Source organism: Streptomyces sp. NBC_01306 (assembly GCF_026340465.1).
Classification (GTDB): Bacteria; Actinomycetota; Actinomycetes; order Streptomycetales; family Streptomycetaceae; genus Streptomyces.
This window is the reverse complement of record NZ_JAPEPC010000001.1, coordinates 4,633,369-4,650,000: the sequence shown is the minus strand read 5'-3', so window position 1 is coordinate 4,650,000 and position 16,632 is coordinate 4,633,369. Positions and strand designations below refer to the sequence as shown.

General features: G+C 71.8%; 13 protein-coding genes (1 of these 13 only partly in view). 2 read left to right on the top strand and 11 right to left on the bottom strand.

The genetic code is table 11. The features are described 5' to 3' along the window. From ahcY to OG385_RS20480, 8 genes are all read right to left on the bottom strand, one after another. Positions 1-602: the start of an adenosylhomocysteinase gene (gene ahcY / locus OG385_RS20515; protein WP_266856417.1), read on the bottom strand. It extends 856 nt beyond the left edge of the window; the window shows 602 of its 1,458 coding nt (coding positions 1-602); the start codon lies at positions 600-602; its stop codon lies off the left edge, out of view. 329 nt (positions 603-931) lie between these two features. Continuing rightward, on the bottom strand, positions 932-1,909 hold the full coding sequence (locus tag OG385_RS20510) for a cation diffusion facilitator family transporter (RefSeq protein WP_266856415.1): 978 nt from the start codon (positions 1,907-1,909) through the stop codon (positions 932-934). 66 nt (positions 1,910-1,975) lie between these two features. Continuing rightward, positions 1,976-3,139 (bottom strand): mannose-6-phosphate isomerase, class I, encoded by a 1,164-nt coding sequence (manA, locus tag OG385_RS20505; protein ID WP_266856413.1) that lies wholly within the window; start codon positions 3,137-3,139, stop codon positions 1,976-1,978. A gap of 160 nt (positions 3,140-3,299) precedes the next feature. Then, positions 3,300-4,430: an SIS domain-containing protein gene (locus tag OG385_RS20500; RefSeq protein WP_266856411.1), complete on the bottom strand. Its 1,131-nt coding sequence runs from the start codon at positions 4,428-4,430 to the stop codon at positions 3,300-3,302. Positions 4,431-4,485: 55 nt separating this feature from the next. Then, positions 4,486-4,671 (bottom strand): Trm112 family protein, encoded by a 186-nt coding sequence (locus tag OG385_RS20495; protein ID WP_266856409.1) that lies wholly within the window; start codon positions 4,669-4,671, stop codon positions 4,486-4,488. Positions 4,672-4,888: 217 nt separating this feature from the next. After that, positions 4,889-6,262: a phosphomannomutase/phosphoglucomutase gene (locus OG385_RS20490; RefSeq protein WP_266856407.1), complete on the bottom strand. Its 1,374-nt coding sequence runs from the start codon at positions 6,260-6,262 to the stop codon at positions 4,889-4,891. A 124-nt stretch (positions 6,263-6,386) separates the two neighbouring features. Continuing rightward, complete coding sequence (locus OG385_RS20485) at positions 6,387-8,003, bottom strand: L-lactate permease (RefSeq protein WP_266856405.1); 1,617 nt, start codon at positions 8,001-8,003, stop codon at positions 6,387-6,389. A 132-nt stretch (positions 8,004-8,135) separates the two neighbouring features. Then, positions 8,136-8,510 (bottom strand): DUF3499 domain-containing protein, encoded by a 375-nt coding sequence (locus OG385_RS20480; protein WP_266856403.1) that lies wholly within the window; start codon positions 8,508-8,510, stop codon positions 8,136-8,138. Between the two features lie 332 nt (positions 8,511-8,842). Between OG385_RS20480 and OG385_RS20475 the strand changes: the two genes are divergently transcribed. Next, on the top strand, positions 8,843-9,301 hold the full coding sequence (locus OG385_RS20475) for a metallopeptidase family protein (RefSeq protein ID WP_266856401.1): 459 nt from the start codon (positions 8,843-8,845) through the stop codon (positions 9,299-9,301). Between the two features lie 108 nt (positions 9,302-9,409). Here OG385_RS20475 and OG385_RS20470 read toward each other — a convergent pair whose 3' ends face one another. The 3 genes from OG385_RS20470 to OG385_RS20460 all read right to left on the bottom strand — a co-directional run bounded on the left by OG385_RS20470 (position 9,410) and on the right by OG385_RS20460 (position 15,332). Beyond that, a complete protein-coding gene (locus OG385_RS20470) occupies positions 9,410-10,921 on the bottom strand; it encodes a DUF5719 family protein (RefSeq protein ID WP_266856399.1) in 1,512 nt (503 codons plus the stop codon). Continuing rightward, positions 10,918-14,793, bottom strand: coding sequence for a glycosyltransferase (locus OG385_RS20465; RefSeq protein ID WP_266856397.1), 3,876 nt, complete (start codon positions 14,791-14,793; stop codon positions 10,918-10,920). Before OG385_RS20465 ends, OG385_RS20470 begins: the two co-directional genes overlap by 4 nt. 275 nt (positions 14,794-15,068) lie before the next feature. Continuing rightward, the gene (locus tag OG385_RS20460; RefSeq protein ID WP_164266780.1) at positions 15,069-15,332 is read right to left on the bottom strand and encodes a WhiB family transcriptional regulator; all 264 of its coding nucleotides are present in this window, start codon (positions 15,330-15,332) and stop codon (positions 15,069-15,071) included. A gap of 656 nt (positions 15,333-15,988) precedes the next feature. Here OG385_RS20460 and OG385_RS20455 point away from each other — a divergent pair. Continuing rightward, entirely contained in the window at positions 15,989-16,549 is a 561-nt protein-coding gene (locus OG385_RS20455; RefSeq protein ID WP_266856395.1) for a cysteine dioxygenase family protein, read from the top strand. The last annotated feature ends 83 nt before the right edge of the window (positions 16,550-16,632 follow it).

The window sequence follows — 16,632 nt, the reverse complement described above, 5'->3', positions numbered from 1 at the left end:
TCGGACGACAGCTGCGTCCACTTCTGCGGGTTCTCGCCCAGGGTGCGGTTGAGGAGCTTGAGGATGTAGCTGTACTCCTCGCTGTCCGCGGTCGCCGGGTCCGGGGCCGCGCCGGCCTTCTCGAACTCGACGCCCTTGTGGACCAGGAGGGTGGCGTCACCGCCGTCGTCGAGGATCATGTTCGGGCCGCCGGTGGGGGTGTTCGGCCAGGTCAGTGCCTGCTCCGTGCACCACCAGTACTCCTCCAGGCTCTCGCCCTTCCACGCGAACACCGGCACGCCCGCAGGCGCCTCCGGGGTGCCCTTCGGGCCGACCGCGATCGCCGCGGCAGCGTGGTCCTGGGTGGAGAAGATGTTGCAGGAGGCCCAGCGGACCTCGGCGCCGAGAGCGACCAGGGTCTCGATCAGCACGGCCGTCTGCACCGTCATGTGCAGCGAACCGGTCACGCGAGCACCGGCCAGCGGCTGCGCCGCGGCGTACTCCTTGCGGATCGACATCAGACCCGGCATCTCGTGCTCGGCGAGCGTGATCTCCTTGCGCCCGAAGGCGGCCAGCGAAAGATCCGCGACCTTGAAGTCCTGGGTGATGGCGTCGGTCGTCATACGAGCTGCTCCTCGGAAGGTTGGTCGAGGGTGATGGGCTGGATGCTGCGGCGACGGGCGAAAAGGCACACGAATGCCCGAGCGCTCGCGGCGCAGTCCGTCGGAGGCCCTCTCTCCCTCGGCCGGTCCGCAGGACGGACCGCCCGACCGCCATCAGCAGCGACGTCTGGCTCCCGTCGAATCTACACCGATCGGCCCAGCGACCCCCAGCCCACCGGGGGGTCCGGCTGAAATCCGTACCTCGGGACGAGCCTCGGGACAGGCCGCCGACCGTGCGTCGGAGCGATTCCGTGGCAGGGCCGCCGGGGCGTGCGCGGCTCCGGTCCTCGTCAGTGGTGCGGTACCGGTGACGGGCCGCCCGGGGTCGCCTTCGAGTCTTCGCCCGCCGCGGCCTCCGCCTCGCTGTAGATGTCCGGTTCCAGGTAGATCACCCGGGCGATCGGGACGGCTTCGCGGATACGGGCCTCCGCTGCGTTGATCGCGCGGGCCACTTCCGCCGCTGTGTCATCGTGCTGGACCGCGATCTTGGCGGCCACCAGGAGTTCCTCGGGACCGAGGTGCAGCGTGCGCATGTGGATCACGGAGGTGACGGTGTCGTGGTCGACGATGGCTTCCTTGATCTTGTCGACCTCCTCGGTGCCCGCCGCCTCACCGAGCAGCAGGGACTTGGTCTCCGCTGCCAGGACGATCGCGATCAGGATGAGCAGGGTGCCGATGCAGAGCGTGCCGATGCCGTCCCAGACGCCGTTGTCGGTCGCCACGGCCAGTCCGACGCCGGCCAGTGCGAGGACCAGACCGATCAGTGCGCCGAAGTCCTCCAGCAGCACCACCGGAAGCTCGGGGGCCTTGGCGCGGCGGATGAACTGGGCCCAGGAGAGCGTGCCGCGTGTCTGATTGGACTCCTTGATCGCCGTACGGAAGGAGTAGCCCTCCGCGATGAGCGCGAAGACCAGGACGCCGACCGGCCAGTACCAGTTGTCCAGCGAGTGCGGGTGCTTGACCTTCTCGTATCCCTCGTAGACCGCGAACATCCCGCCGACCGAGAAGAGCACGATCGAGACGAGGAAGGCGTAGATGTAGCGCTCACGGCCGTAGCCGAAGGGGTGCTGCGGGGTTGCCTCGCGCTGGGCCTTCTTGCCGCCGAGGAGCAGCAGCCCCTGGTTGCCCGAGTCGGCGAGTGAGTGGACGCTCTCTGCGAGCATCGACGACGAGCCACTGAAGAGGAACGCCACGAACTTCGCTACCGCGATCGAGAGGTTGGCGCCGAGCGCCGCCACGATCGCCTTGGTTCCACCTGACGCACTCATGGGTGGACGTGTTCCCTTCGTCGGTGCCGCGGCCTTGGTGCCGCTATTCGGCCGCACATTGTTGCATCAGGCCACAACAGTGGCGCGGTAGACCGTCCCCGTACCGCTCAGGGTGACGGCCTCGCCCGCCGGTACGAACACCGACTGACCCGGTGTCAGGGCGAGTTCGCCCGCGCGCGGAGCGCCTGCCGTGCAGAGCAGGATCTGCGCGGTGGCCGCGGGCAGCGGGAGGGGCAGAGCGTCCTCGGCGCGTACGTAGCGCGAGAGCCGGAACTCGTCGATCGGGGTCTCGTACAGCTCCTCGCCGTCCGGGGCCGCTTCCGGGCGCAGGATGCCGGGTTCGGTCGCCTCGAAGCGGACGATACGGAGCAGTTCGGGGACGTCGACGTGCTTCGGGGTCAGACCGCAGCGGAGCACGTTGTCCGAGTTCGCCATGATTTCGACACCGAGGCCGTTGAGGTAGGCGTGCGGGATGCCGGCGCCGAGGAACAGTGCTTCACCTGGCTGGAGTTGTACGTAGTTGAGCAGCATCGCGGCGATGACGCCCGGGTCGCCGGGGTAGTGGTGGGCGAGCGAGGCGTACGGGGCGTGGGCGCCGCCGAGGCGTTCGGCCGCGGCGGCGGCCTCGGTGACCGTGGTCTTCATCCCGGCGGGGTCCGCGGACAGGACGGCTGTCAGGACCTCGCGCAGCGCCGCCTCCTCGGGGTGTGCGTGCAGGATGTCCACGTACGGCTTGAGCGAGTCCACGTCGAGAGCGGCCAGCAGGTCGGCCGATTCGGCGGGGGCGCGGAAGCCGCAGAGGCCGTCGAAGTGGGTGAGCGCGCAGATGAGTTCGGGCTTGTGGTTGGCGTCCTTGTAGTTGCGGTGCGGGGCGTCGATCGGGACGCCGCGGCGCTCCTCGTCCGCGTATCCCTCCTTGGCCTGGGCGAGGTCGGGGTGGACCTGGAGGGAGAGCGGGGCTCCGGCCGCGAGGATTTTGAACAGGAAGGGCAGTCGCGGGCCGAACTTCGCTACCGCCGGCGCACCCAGTTCGGCTTCGGGGTCCGTTTCGATGACGGCCGAGAGCGCCTGGTCACCGGTACCGCGGTCGATACGGGACGGGGCTCCGGGGTGGGCGCCCAGCCACATCTCGGCCTGCGGCTCGCCGGTGGGTTCGGTGCCGATGAGGGCCGGGATGGCAGTGGTCGAACCCCAGGCGTAGGGGCGCACGGTGTTGGCGAGGCGGTCCATGAGGCTACTTTCCGGGCTGCTGAGGACGGCGGGTACGGGTCGCCCGGCGGGCGTTCGGGGGTGGTGCTGTACGGGGTGCGGCGGTTCTCGCGCCCGGGTGCACTCGGGTGCGCGGGGTGCGCGGGGTGCGATCGGGTGCGAGAGCCCGGGGTGTTCTCGTTCAGGCCGTGGCAAGAGCGGTGTAGGCGGCGGCGAAGTCGGTGACCGCGAGGAGCTCCGCGAGGCATTCCAGCTCGCTGCCCTCCGCCGGTTCGAGCTCGCTGATCGGGGTGTCCTGGGCGAGGGCGATCTCGCGGGCGGCCGGGGCCGCGGTGAGGCCCCCAGCCGGGCGGTCGCGGACGAGCACCACCCGGGCGTGCAGCGCCTGCGGGTCGTCCACCCGGTCACGGAAGAAGTCGTCCGGGTCGGCGTCGCCCGCGAAGGGGCCGACGAGCAGCGCGCCGTGCGCGGGCAGGGCCTCGGGCAGTTCGGCGGCGAGAGCGGGGCGGCCCGCCAGCTCGGTCAGTACGGCGGCGAAGCGGCGGCCGACGGGGGCCGCGGAGGCGCCTTCGGTCCAGATGAGCGGGAGGGAGTCGGCGAGTTCCGACGCCAGGGTCTTGGCCGGGTTGCTGTAGGTGGCGATGGCCGGACCGCAGCGTTCCGCCGTGCTGTCCAGGCGGTCGGCCACGCGCTGCAGGGTCTCGGGCGGTGCCGTGACCAGGCCGACCCGGTCGAGCAGGACCAGCAGCGGGGTGAGCAGGGCCCACAGCGCACCGGGGCCGACCCCGGTGAACGGCACCTCGGTCTCCTCCTCGTACGGTGCTTCGGCCATCGGTACGACGAGGCCGTGCGCCCCGTTGACCGCCTCGGTCAGCGGCGACCGGCGCGGGGCGACGCCGACGACCGTGCAGCCGCGCCGGTACGCCTGTTCCGCGAGGAGCGCGAGGCCCGGCTCCGAGCCGTCGGCGGTGACGACGAGCAGCAGGTCCACGGAACCGGCCCAGCCGGGCAGGGCCCAGCGCAGTGCGCCGGCGGCGGGGGCCACTCCCGTGGGGTGGAGCCGGGTGACGGGGGCCGCAGCACCCGCCAGGGCGGTGAGCAGGTCGGCCACACCGGTCGCGGCGGCGCCGGAACCGGCGACGAGTACGGCGCGGGGCCGTCCTTCCGGGTTCAGGTCGGCGAGGCCGGCCTCGGCCGCGTTCCGGGCGGCGGTACGGACACGGGCTCCGGCCTCGGCTGCGCCGCGGAGGAGTCCGCGGCGGTCGGCTCGGGCCAGGGCTTCCGGGGCGTCGAGCAACGACTCGTCGAGCATCGGGGTCTGCCTCCGATTCGCCTTGCGTACGGGTGCGTGCGTGGGGCGGGGCGCCTTATGCGGGCCGGCGGGCCTCGTCGACGAGCAGGACCGGGATGCCGTCGCGGACGGGGTACGCGAGTCCGCACTCCTTACCGGTACAGATCAGCTCCGGGTTCTCCTCAGCTGCCGACTGGTCGTTGAGCGGGGAGTGGCAGACGGGGCAGGCGAGGATCTCCAGGAGACCGGCTTCGAGCGGCATGGGGGTGGTCCCTTCGAACATACGGTTTGGGCCAGGTCAGCGTACCGCCGGGGCGGGGCGGGTGCGGGGCATCGGGGCGGTTCGGGTGGGGCGGGTGGGAGCGGGGGTGCGGCCGGCGGAGGGGGCGGGTGCCGCCCCCGTCGGCCAGTCCCGTCGGCCAGTCCCGTCGGCCGCCCCCGTCGGCCGGTCTCGTCAGCCGGTCCTGTCGGTGATGCCGTCAGCCGGTCCCGCGTACCAGCCCGAGGACCTCGTCGCGGACCCCGGCCATCGTCGCCTCGTCCCGTGCCTCGACGTTCAGTCTCAGCAGCGGCTCGGTGTTGGACGGGCGGAGGTTGAACCACCAGTCCGCGGACGTCACCGTCAGACCGTCCAGGCCGTCCGTCATGATGCCGTCACGGTGTTCGTACGTCTCCCGTACCAGCGCCGTGGTGGCCGCCTGGTCGGTGACCTCGGAGTTGATCTCGCCCGAGCCGGTGTAGCGGTCGTACGGCGCGACCAGCTCCGAGAGCGTGCCGGGCTGGTTGCCGAGGGCGGCCACGACGTGGAGCGCCGCGAGCATGCCGGTGTCGGCGTTCCAGAACTCGCGGAAGTAGTAGTGCGCCGAGTGCTCGCCGCCGAAGATCGCCCCGGTCGTGGCCATCTCCTGCTTGATGAAGGAGTGCCCCACCCGGGTGCGGACGGGGGTGCCGCCGTTCTCCCGTACGACCTCGGGGACCGACCAGGAGGTGATCAGGTTGTGGATGACCGTGCCGCCGGGGTGCGCGGCCAGTTCGCGGGCGGCCACCAGGGCGGTGATGGCGGACGGCGAGACGCCCTCTCCGCGTTCGTCGATGACGAAGCAGCGGTCCGCGTCCCCGTCGAAGGCCAGGCCCAGGTCCGCGCCGGTCTCGCGGACCTTCGCCTGGAGGTCGACGAGGTTCGCCGGGTCCAGCGGGTTGGCCTCGTGGTTGGGGAATGTCCCGTCCAGCTCGAAGTAGAGGGGGACCACGTCGAGCGGGAGCGGGGCGAGCACCGTGGGGACCGTGTGGCCGCCCATGCCGTTCCCCGCGTCCACCACGACCTTCAGCGGGCGGATCGCCGAGAGGTCGACCAGGGAGAGGAGGTGGGCCGCGTACTCCTTCAACGTGTCACGCTCGGTGACAGTTCCCGGAGTTGGCGCGGGCTCGGGGGCGCCCGTGGCGGACCAGGTCTCCACGAGCGTACGGATCTCCGCGAGGCCCGTGTCCTGCCCGACCGGCGAGGCCCCGGCGCGGCACATCTTGATGCCGTTGTACCGGGCCGGGTTGTGCGAGGCCGTGAACATCGCTCCCGGCAGGTCGAATTGCCCGGACGCGAAGTACAACTGGTCGGTCGAGCAGAGGCCGATGAGGGTGACGTCCGCACCGCGCGCCGCCGCACCGCGCGCGAAGGCTCCGGACAGACCGGGCGACGAGGGGCGCATGTCGTGGCCGACGACGATCGCCGACGCTTCCGTCACCTGCACGAAGGCGGCCCCGAACAGCTCGGCGAGCGACTCGTCCCACTGGTCGGGCACGACACCTCGTACGTCGTACGCCTTCACGACCTGCGACAAATCGACAGCACCAGCCACGTCGGTCCTCCTGAATATCCGCTCTGTCCGCTACGGGCCCATCACCCATCAAACTACCTGGGAGAATCGGGACTCTCCGCACATCGGAGCGGCAGCCCGGCGCGCGCCGGGGGGAAGCGCGCCCTCACGGCAGCATCCAGCCCAGGAGCGCCGTGCTCTGTGCCATGACGATCAGACACATCACCAGCAGCAGTCCGAGAGTCCACGGCAGCACCCTGCGCAGCAGATCTCCCTCCTGCCCCTTGAGACCCACGGCCGCGCAGGCGATGGTCAGGTTCTGCGGGGAGACCATCTTGCCCAGGACCCCGCCCGAGCTGTTGGCGGCCGCGAGTAGTTGCGGGGAGAGCCCGGACTCATGGGCTGCGGAGACCTGGAGTGCGCCGAAGAGGGCGTTGGACGAGGTGTCGGATCCGGAGACGGCTACCCCGAACCAGCCGAGTACGGGTGAGAGGAAGGCCAGTCCGGCGCCCGCCGCCGCGACGAAGTGGCCGATGGTGGCGGCCTGTCCGGAGAGGTTCATGACATAGGCGAGAGCCAGGACGGAGGTGACCGTGAGGATCGCGTACCGCAGTTCGTGCACGGTCGCCGCCCACTCCCGGAGCGCGGGCCCCGCCCGTACTCCGATGACCGCCGCCGTCAGCACCCCCGCGAAGAGGACCAGCGTCCCGCCGGTGGAGATGAGCGGGAGTGAGAAGGCGTTGCCCGGGACCGGTTTGCCGCCCGGGCCCGCGACGTTGAGGAACGGCCAGTCGAAGAGCCGGGTCGCGCCGTCGAACAGCCGCTTCACGGGCGGGATCTGGGCGAGCGAGAAGACCACGACGATCAGCCCGTACGGGGCGTAGGCGCGCACCACTTCGCGCCGCGGGTCCGCCTGGTCGAGGTCCTGGCTGCGTTCGCCGGTGAGTACGGCGGCCCTCACCGGTTCAGCGACCGGCCTGCGGGCGCCGGGGACCGCCAGCAGGGCCGCGGCACCGGCCAACGCGGCCAGGATGTCGGCGAGCTGGACGGAGACGAAGTTCGACGCGGCGAACTGGGCGGCTGCGAAGGCGACTCCGCAGACGAGCGCGGGCGCCCAGGTCTCGCGGAGTCCGCGCCTGCCGTCCACGATCACCACGAGCAGCAGCGGCACGACGAGGGCGAGCAGCGGAGTCTGCCGGCCGACGACCGAGGCGACCGTGTCCAGCGGCAATCCGCTGACCTGTGCGAGCGTCACCACGGGTGTGCCCATGGCGCCGAAGGCGACCGGTGCGGTGTTGGCGACGAGCGCGACGACCGCCGCGCGCGTCGGATCGAAGCCGAGTGCCACCAGCATCACCGCGCAGATCGCCACCGGGGCCCCGAATCCGGCGAGCGCTTCGAGGAGCGCGCCGAAGCAGAAGCCGATGACGAGGGCCTGGATGCGGGGGTCGTCGGAGAACCGGCCGAAGGAGCGCCGCAGGATGTCGAAGTGCCGGGTGCGGACCGTCATCCGGTACACCCAGAGGGCGTTGACGACGATCCACAGGATGGGGAAGAGACCGAAGAGCGCCCCCTGCGCGCCCGAGGAGAGCGTCTGGCCCAGCGGCATCCCGTACGCGATCAGCGCGACCAGGACGGCGACGGCCAGCCCGGTCAGGCCGGCCCAGTGGGCTTTCATCCGTACGGCGCCGAGCAGCGCCATGACGGTGAGCAGCGGCAGAGCGGCGACGAGGGCGGACAGGGCGAGCGAATCGGCTATGGGTTCCAGCGGCTGCACAAACACAGGGCCTCGATCCTCACGGGTGGAGGAATGCTCATGTTCATGGCAACCGGAAGTCAATGATCCGGACGGGATGCGGGCCACGGGATCCCGCCCGGGCCGCGAGGGCCCGGGAAGCGGGGAGGGAGAGCCGGGTCAGGACTCCGGAGAGCGCAGTACGCGGAGGTGGCCGCGGCGCCCGCTCTCGGCCGGAGCGGCCTGGCGTGCGCCGCCACCGGGCTCGGGCGCGCGCTCGTGCGGTCTGGCGGCTTCCCGTACGGCGTTGGCGAGCGCTTCGAGATCGTCACCGCTGGGCCTGGCGGGGGCCGAACCGTCGGTGAGACGGACGACCTCCCAGCCGCGCGGGGCGGTCAGCCGCTCGCCGTGCTCGGCGCACAGGTCGTAGCAGTGGGGCTCAGCGTAAGTCGCGAGCGGACCGAGAACCGCGGTCGAGTCGGCGTAGACGTACGTCAGCGTCGCGACGGCGGGGCGGCCGCACGCAGTGCGAGAACAGCGACGTACAGGGCTCACGGTATTGGACGGTACCGCACTCTTGAGCGGGCCGCGACGACTCGCCCCGGCGTCACTCCACCGTGTCGTGGCACGGAGCCTGCCCCGCCCGGCCCGGCGGCAACTCGCTTGACCTGCACGGGTACAGGCGCATACAGCGAGTGACGAATCGAATCCAGTCATTCGCCCGTCGATATCCAGTCAGCCGGAGCGAGATCACCGGTCGAAAGCAGCTGGGCCACCGATCGTGAACGTGTCCGGAACGCTCATCCCGCGACATGCCGGCTGCGCCGCGGCCGTCGGCCTCGCCGCATCACACGTCGCGTCGTACGGAGAGCTACCCTGCGTCAGTGATGGACAGCTCACTTCCGCCCCAGCCCGCCGAGCCCCGGCCGCGCCGCCGCGACCGGCACGGCCGGGGGATGCGCGGGCCCGTGGCCCCGCCGCAGGTTCCGCTCTCGACCAGCCGCGGGGACTCCTTCCGCGATCTTGTCGCGGACTCCGTCGAGCGCCTGGAACGGCGCTGGCCCCAACTCTCCGAAGTCGACTTCCTGGTGCTCGACGTCCCGCGGATCGAGGGCGCCGAAAGCGTCGACGAGTGGCCCGGCGAGACATCGGTGCCGCTGGGCAGCGCGGTCTCCGCGGAGAAGGACCGGCCCGCGCAGATCGTCGTCTACCGGCGCCCCGTCGAGATCCGCACCAAGAACCGCGACGAGCGGGCGCTGCTGGTGCACGAGGTCGTCGTGGAGCAGGTCGCCGAACTGCTCGGCCTGGCACCGGAGTCGGTCGATCCGCGGTACGGACAGGACTGACGGTCCGCCGGACGGACGGTACTGGCGGTACGGACAACACGGACGGTACGGACACGACCGGACGCGGCCGGGCCCGCCGTTTCCGTTCGGCGGGCCCGGCCTCCTCGTTCAGTCGTCCAGCAGTGACAGGTCCTGCTGGGCACGCGGCACCGAGACCGTCCCCCGGTCGTCGGGGAGCGTCTGCACCGTGAACATCGGGATCCCGTCCTGCGGGAGTTCGAGCATCCGCGAGGCGTAGAACCGGCCGCTGCCCGCCATCGGCTCGACGGTCAGTGCGTACGAGCCCTTGAGCCCGGGCGGCGGGGTCGGCTTGACCGCGAGCGTCGTACCGCCCTTGACCGTGTACGTCTTGACGGCCGAGGAACCGCCGCCGCTGCCCGGCGACGAGGTGACCTTCACCTTGGCCGTGGCGCCCGGGGCGACCAGCGAAAGCACCGAGCCCTTGGAGCGGTTGTCGGCCACCGATGCCCGATCGCCCACCGGCGCGGTCGCCGGGATGAAGGCGACCTCCTGCTTGTTGCCCTTTCCGCGTACCACGCGCAGGGCGGCCACCACGGGCGTCTTGCTGCCGCCCGACGGGGAGAGCACCAGTGACCCCGCCGCGCCCCTGGTCACGGCACCCAGGTCGGCGGAGGAGGTCATGCCCGCCTTGAGGTGCAGCGTCTCGTGTCCGGCCGGGGTGATCGTGCCGTCGGCGCCGGCCAGCTGGACCTTGAGGTCCGTGTCGTCCGAGCCCGGGGCGAGCGCCACCAGCCGTACGGAGGTGGCGTCCGCCGGGATCCCGGGGATGACCAGCTTGTCGGCCGGGGCGGTGGAAGCGGGCAGCCAGTCGCTGCCGAGCTTGTTGTCCAGGGACTGCACCACGGCGCCGACCCGGCCGGTACGGGTGCTGACATGGACGGTCAGGTTGTCGGCGGGGTCGGGCGTCAGTGTCGAGAGCAGGACCGGAACCGTCGACTTCGCGGGGACCGTGATCCCCTCCCCCACCTCGGACTTGATGGCGCCGTCCTTGCCGTACAGCTCGATGTCGGCGACGGCCGCGCTGTCGTCGGGGTTGGTGAGGTGCACATAGTCCTGGCGGGAGGCCGCCGTGCTGGCACCGGGGAACCAGAAGTCCGTGTCCGGTGCTGTGCAGTTGGTGCCGAGCACGCCGCGTGAGCCGCCGGCGTCGACCGTCGTGGTCTGCTGGACGGTCCAGCCGGGGGCCAGTGGGCCGTCCGCCGAACCGATCAGAGCCGGTGAGTCGCCGCCGGACTCCTTGTCGACGACGGGCTTGCCCGGCTGCTTGAGCGAGACCACGGGCTTCCCCGGGTCGGGTGCGCCGCCCTTGCCCTTGGCGTTCTTCTTCCCGTCCGTCCCGGCGCCGGTGACCGACGGCAGCAACTGGGCGGACCCGGCGGACCCGCCGCCCTTCCCGGCCGGGGTGAAGGCGGTGTACGACGTCTCGGCGACATCGGACGTGCTGGGCGCCGGGCAGACCAGGCTGGAGCGCTCGACGGGCAGCCTGGCGGCGGGCTGCTGCGTGGTGGCGGCGTCCGACGGTGCGGCGACCACGGCGAAACCGGTGATGACCGCGAGGGCTGCGACGGCCGCCGCGAGGGCGATGGCGGTGCGGTTCACTGGTTGCTCCCGTCGGGGCGGTGCTCGTTCTCGTCGAGGTAGGGCGGCTGCTGCGGGTGCTGGACATAGCCGTACGGGTCGTACTGGCCGTCGGGCTGCTGCTGGTACGGGTCGTACTGCTGCTGCCCGTCGGGGTACGGGCCGGGCTGGCCCGGCCGGCCGCTTCCGCCCTGGCCGTCGTCGCCGTACCGCGCCTCGTTGCCGTACTGCGCCTCGTTGCCGTACTGCGCTTCGCCGCCGTACCCGTCCTGGCCGTACTGGCCGGGGGCGTACGTGCCGTCGTTGGCGTAGTGGCCTTCGTTGCCGTACTGCCCGGCCGGGTACTGGCTGTAGTCACCCGTCGCGTACGCGGGCTGCTCCCAGTCGCCGTACGCGGGCTGCTGCGGGATCTCCGTCCCGTACTGCGGGGCGAAGCCGTCATCGGCTGCGGAGGCCGACGGATCCGCCGCGGGGTCTCCGGCGGGGGCGTACGGATTCTGCTCGCCGGGTTCGCCGGGTTCGCCGGCCGGGCCGTCGTCCGCGGCTCCCGTGGTGCCCATGGCGGCCGTCGCGTCCGGGCCGTCCGGGCCTCCCGCCGCCTCGGCTTCGGCCTGGGCGGCGGCGCGCAGCCTGCGGGCCCTGCGGCCCTCGCCCGCCACCGGCTCGGCGGGTACGGGGAGTTCCTCATCGGGGAGGTCGTCGTCGATCCGCTCACGGCGGCCGGGCAGGGCGAGCACCAGCAGCACGACCGCGAGCAGCACCTGCGCCCAGACCCAGAGGGTGTGGGTGAGGGGCTCGTCGTAGGTGACGTCGAGCTTCCCGCCCTGTGCGGGGAGTTCGAACCCCTGCGCCCAGCCGTCGACGGTCGTCCTGGTCAGCGCGCGGCCGTCCAGGGTGGCCTGCCAGCCCGGCGCGGTGGCGTCCGCGAGCCGCAGGACGCGGCCTGACTTGCCGGCCGGGACGGTGGTGTGGATGTCCACCGGGCCGGCGGCGACGGACTGCGGCTCGGAGCTCGCGTCCGGCGACGTACCGGAGACGATGGTGGCGCGTGCCACCTGCCGGTCGACGCGCCAGAGTTCGCTGCCGTCCAGCTGGCTGAGCCGGCTCAGCCCCGGGGTCGCGTCGAGCACCCGGCTCATCTCGCGCGGCGCTCCGTCCCTGACCAGCAGATAGCGGATGGCGTACCCGCTGAGCTGGCTGGACTGGTCGGCGCCGGAGCCCGCGACCAGGTTGGAGACGATCTTGTCGAGGCGGGGGCTGCTGCCGCCCGCGCGGGCCAGCTCGGCGTCGCCGAGCCTGCCGCCCGAGCCGCGCACCAGTGTGTACGAGACCTCCGACGGCGACGTCCCGCCGAGGATCAGGGTGCGGGCCTGGTCGCGGGTGCCGCTCTCCTCGGCGACGAACGCGGGGACCTGCACCGGGTCGCGCCGCTCCAGCGGCCCGTCCGCACCGCTGACCATCCAGCTGAAGGCGGCGATCACCGGGGCGAGCAGCGCGGCGACGGCGATCAGCCCGGCGACCGGCTGCCGCCAGCCGAAGCTCTGGGTGGCCACGCGCTCGCGTGCGCCCTCCGCGCCGAGCACGGCGGCCGCGAGCAGCGCGAGCCCGTAGACGAGCGTGGTGGGACCGGCCCAGCCCGACCTGTTGGCCAGCACCGAGAAGACGAGACCCAGCAGGGCCACCGCCCAGGCGCCGCGGACGGCGAACTGCCGCTCCCCGCGCAGCAGGGCGGCCAGCGCGGCGAGCACCACTCCGATGAGCAGCACCCCGCCCGCGGTCTTCGGACCGCCGGGGCTCATGCCCAGCAGGTCGAGCGCGGATGCCGAGCCTTTGCCGAACTCCATGCCCGCCTCGCGGAAGAAGCCGGAGGGGGAGGCGAGCAGCGAGAGCGACCAGGGTGCCAGCAGTACGAGGGGCGTGCCGGCGATCGCGAGGAGGCGCAGCCCGTACGCGGTGATCTCGTCGCGGTGCAGCGCCAGGACGGCGATCCCGAGGACGACGGCGAGCGGCCACACGACGGGCGTGAAGGCCATGGTGAGGGTGAGCAGGAACGCGTAGGCCCAGACGGCCCGCCAGCTTCCGCGCTCCCCGCGCACTCCGGCGGCGGAGACGGCGCAGCGGGCGATCAGCGGCAGCAGGACGGCGAGTACCGCCGTGCCGAGCCGCCCGGAGGCCAGGGCGCCGGTGGCGGCGGGCAGGAAGGCGTACGCGATGCTTCCCCAGGCCCGCAGCAGCCGCGACTCGGTGAGCGGGCGGGAGGCGAAGTACGCGGTGAGACCGGCCAGCGGGACCGAGCAGACCAGCAGCAGGGTGAGCGCGAGTCCGGTGTGGCCGAGCAGGACGGTGGAGAACACGGCGAGGATGCCGAGATACGGCGGGGCGGACTGCGTGCCGCCGGTGCCGAGGGGGTGCCATACGTCGGCGTAGCGGTTCCACAGCTCCGATACGTGATCGGGCGCGGGGAGCAGGGCGCCGCCCGCGAGGGCGCCTCCGCCCAGCAGCGCCCGGCAGGCGATGACCGACACCAGCAGGAGCACGGCGAACAGCACCGGGGCCGGCTTGCGGGCTATCCGCTTCAGCCGGGCGAACTGCTCGATCTCCAGGAAGTCGGCGTCGTCACCGCCCGGACCGGATTCGACGGCGCCGTGCCGCGAACCGGCCTCTACGTCGGAGCTACCGCCGAAATGGCCGGCCACCTGCTCGGCGGTGGCCTTGACGGTGGCTCCGGGCGGCGGGAAAAGCGGCCGCAGCTCGCTCGCCTCGACCGCGCCTTCTCCGCGTTTGCGCCGTGCGGCGAGGATCCGCTCGGGGCGCAGCAGGGTGCCGACGAGCCCGGCGACTTCGTCGAGCGCCTGTCCCGGCGCCTTGCCGACCAGATACGCGACCACTCTCAGCAGGGTGCCGATGACCAGCCGCAGCAGGACGTACGGCAGCCCGCGGCCGCGGGTGTTGACGAGCAGGGTGTAGACGGCGCCCGCCTTGTCGACGCGGTGCGGGCTGGCGACGGAGCGGCCCACGCAGTCGATGGGCCTGCGCTCGCGGGCCGATGCCTCCGCGTGCCGCAGTACGGCGTCGGGTGCCACGACGACGCTGTGGCCCGCGGCGTGTGCGCGCCAGCACAGGTCGACGTCGTCACGCATCAGCGGAAGTCTGCGGTCGAAGCCGCCCAGTTCCTCCCAGATGTCCCGCCTGATGAGCATTCCGGCGGTCGAGACGGACAGCACCGAGCGGACCTGGTCGTGCTGGCCCTGGTCCTGTTCGCGGCGGTCGAGACCGGTCCAGCGGCGACCGCTGTTGGCGATCGAGACGCCGACTTCGAGCAGTTGCTTACGGTCGTACCAGCCGCGCAGTTTGGGTCCGACGATGACGGCGTGCGGGTCGTTGTCGACCACGCGCAGCAGCTCGGTGAGCGCGTCGGGGTCGGGCGCGCAGTCGTCGTGGAGCAGCCAGAGCCACTGCACCGGTTCGCCGTGCGGCAGTTCGGGCATGTCATAGGTCTCGTCGCGCCAGCTGCGGCTCACGGGGTCCCAGCCGCTGGGCCGCTTCAGATACGGCAGTTCCTCGGGGGTGAGGACTCCCGCGGTGCGGGCCGCCTCGTCGACGGCGGCACCGAAGCCGGTGCGGCGCGCGAGGTGCAACACCCGGTCGGCGCCGAGCGCTTCGGTGACCAGGCTCGCGGACGCGTCGGCGCTGCCGGTGTCGGCCGCGACGACGTTCTGTACGGGGCGCTCCTGGCCGAGCAGCCCGGCGAGCGCGTCGGGCAGCCAGCGGGCGCCATCGTGGGTGACGAGTACGGCGGTGACGACATGCTGCGGGAATTCGGGCGGGTGTGCGGGAGCGAACGCAGGCGTTGCGGCCTCGTAAGGGGCCGTCGATTGGCTGTGCACGGACATCGAGGTACGGGCCCCTCCGGCCGGAGTCCGGGTGGCGTTGCCCCCCGGAAGGCTGGTGTGCGGATGCGGTGGACGCACGCGCCCCGTGGGGGCGTTGGTGCATCGCGGACGGGGCCCCACACTAACGGCTGACTCGGACAGCGGTCCGCCGCCCGCCCCAGGGGGACGGACGGCGGACCGGATGTGGCGCCTGGGCCGGCGCCGGCCGGGCGGCCGGACAGCGCGGCCGGAGAGCGCGGCCGACGCTCGTGGTCGGCGCTCGTGGTCAGCGGTGGCTAGACAGCGGCCTTTTTCAGCCGTCGCCGCTCCCGCTCGGACAGACCGCCCCAGATGCCGAACCGCTCGTCGTTGGCGAGGGCGTATTCAAGACACTCCGAGCGGACTTCGCAGGCGAGGCAGACCTTCTTGGCCTCGCGGGTGGAACCGCCCTTCTCGGGGAAGAAGGACTCGGGGTCGGTCTGGGCGCACAGCGCGCGCTCCTGCCAGCCGAATTCCTCGTCCGCGTCCTCGACCAGCAGTTGCTGGAACAGCTCGGTCATGTGCGCCCCTTGTCCGTCTTTGCGTCCCCGTGTTGCTGTCGCTACCGATTTCGGCCGAACGACACGAGTGAAATTACAAGTGTGTGGATCCGGGCCAGTCAAGCCGAGATCTGCTATTGGGTCCCTTATTCACTCTGCGGAACCAAGGCTATGCGGAAAGTGTTCAAATCACTAAAAACCTGACACATGCCACTGGCCCATACCTGCACCTTCCCGGCCCGTGAGGACCGATGCCCTCTCAGACTGAGACTCCGCCGAGGCCGGTCCCGTTCTCACTCCGCCCGCCGAAGCGATCAAGATCACAGTCAGGTCACGAGATCCCTGCGATGTTTGATGTTTGCGGTGGGGCTTGTTGCGCCACATCTCCGCGGCGGCGGACGAACAAACCTCTCTCCGTACGGAGTAACCGGATGAGGTGAAACATTACGCCCAAATCGGGCAGTGGGTTGACAGCGAGGGCGAGAGCCGCTCTCCTGGTCCCATGCCAGCGACCGCAGCGTTCTCCGTGACCCACGCCCGTGGGTTCCGCAGCGCTGTCCAGGCGTGCTGTTGCTGTTCCAGCTGTTGATGCCACCGAGCTCCAGCGTCTTTCCGCAGCCCTGACTGCACCTCTCTGCGACACCCCAGCACTTTCACTGCCGAGGAACCCCCGCACCATGAACAGCGACAGCGACCTCCAGATCGCCGGCGACATCCTCGCCGTCCAGCACCTGCTCCAGCCCGCCCGCGAGCACCCGGCCACGGTGGCCGAGTTCGCCGGGCTCGCACGGTCCATCGCCGCGGACCGCGGCCAGTGGGCCCATCTCGTCGAGTACGACGCGGTCTCCCGCTGGTACCACCGGCTGCACACCGTTCCCCAGGTTCCCGGCTCCGACCGGGCAGGGGAGGCCCCGCCCGCGTCACTCGGGTCACTCGGCTACGAGGTCTGGCTGCTCAGCTGGGTCCCGGGGCAGGGCAGCGGGCCGCACGGCCACGGGCGTTCGTCCGGTGTGCTGACCGTCCTGGACGGCACGCTGACCGAGCGGACCGAAGGTGGCGTACGGTCCCTGGCCGCGGGCGCTCAGCGCGTCTTCGCGCCGGGGTACGCCCACGAGGTCGTCAACGACTCGCTGGAACCGGCCGTCAGCCTGCACATCTACTACCCGGGCCTGACCGAGATGCCGATGCACAGCCCGCAGTGCGCGGTCCCGGCCGCGCAGGACGCCGTACCCGCCTGACAGCCACGTGCCCGTGACCCCCCACCGCCCCTAAAAGGTTCCGGCTTCGCCTGACAGTCCCGCCCGTCGCCCGACCACCACCC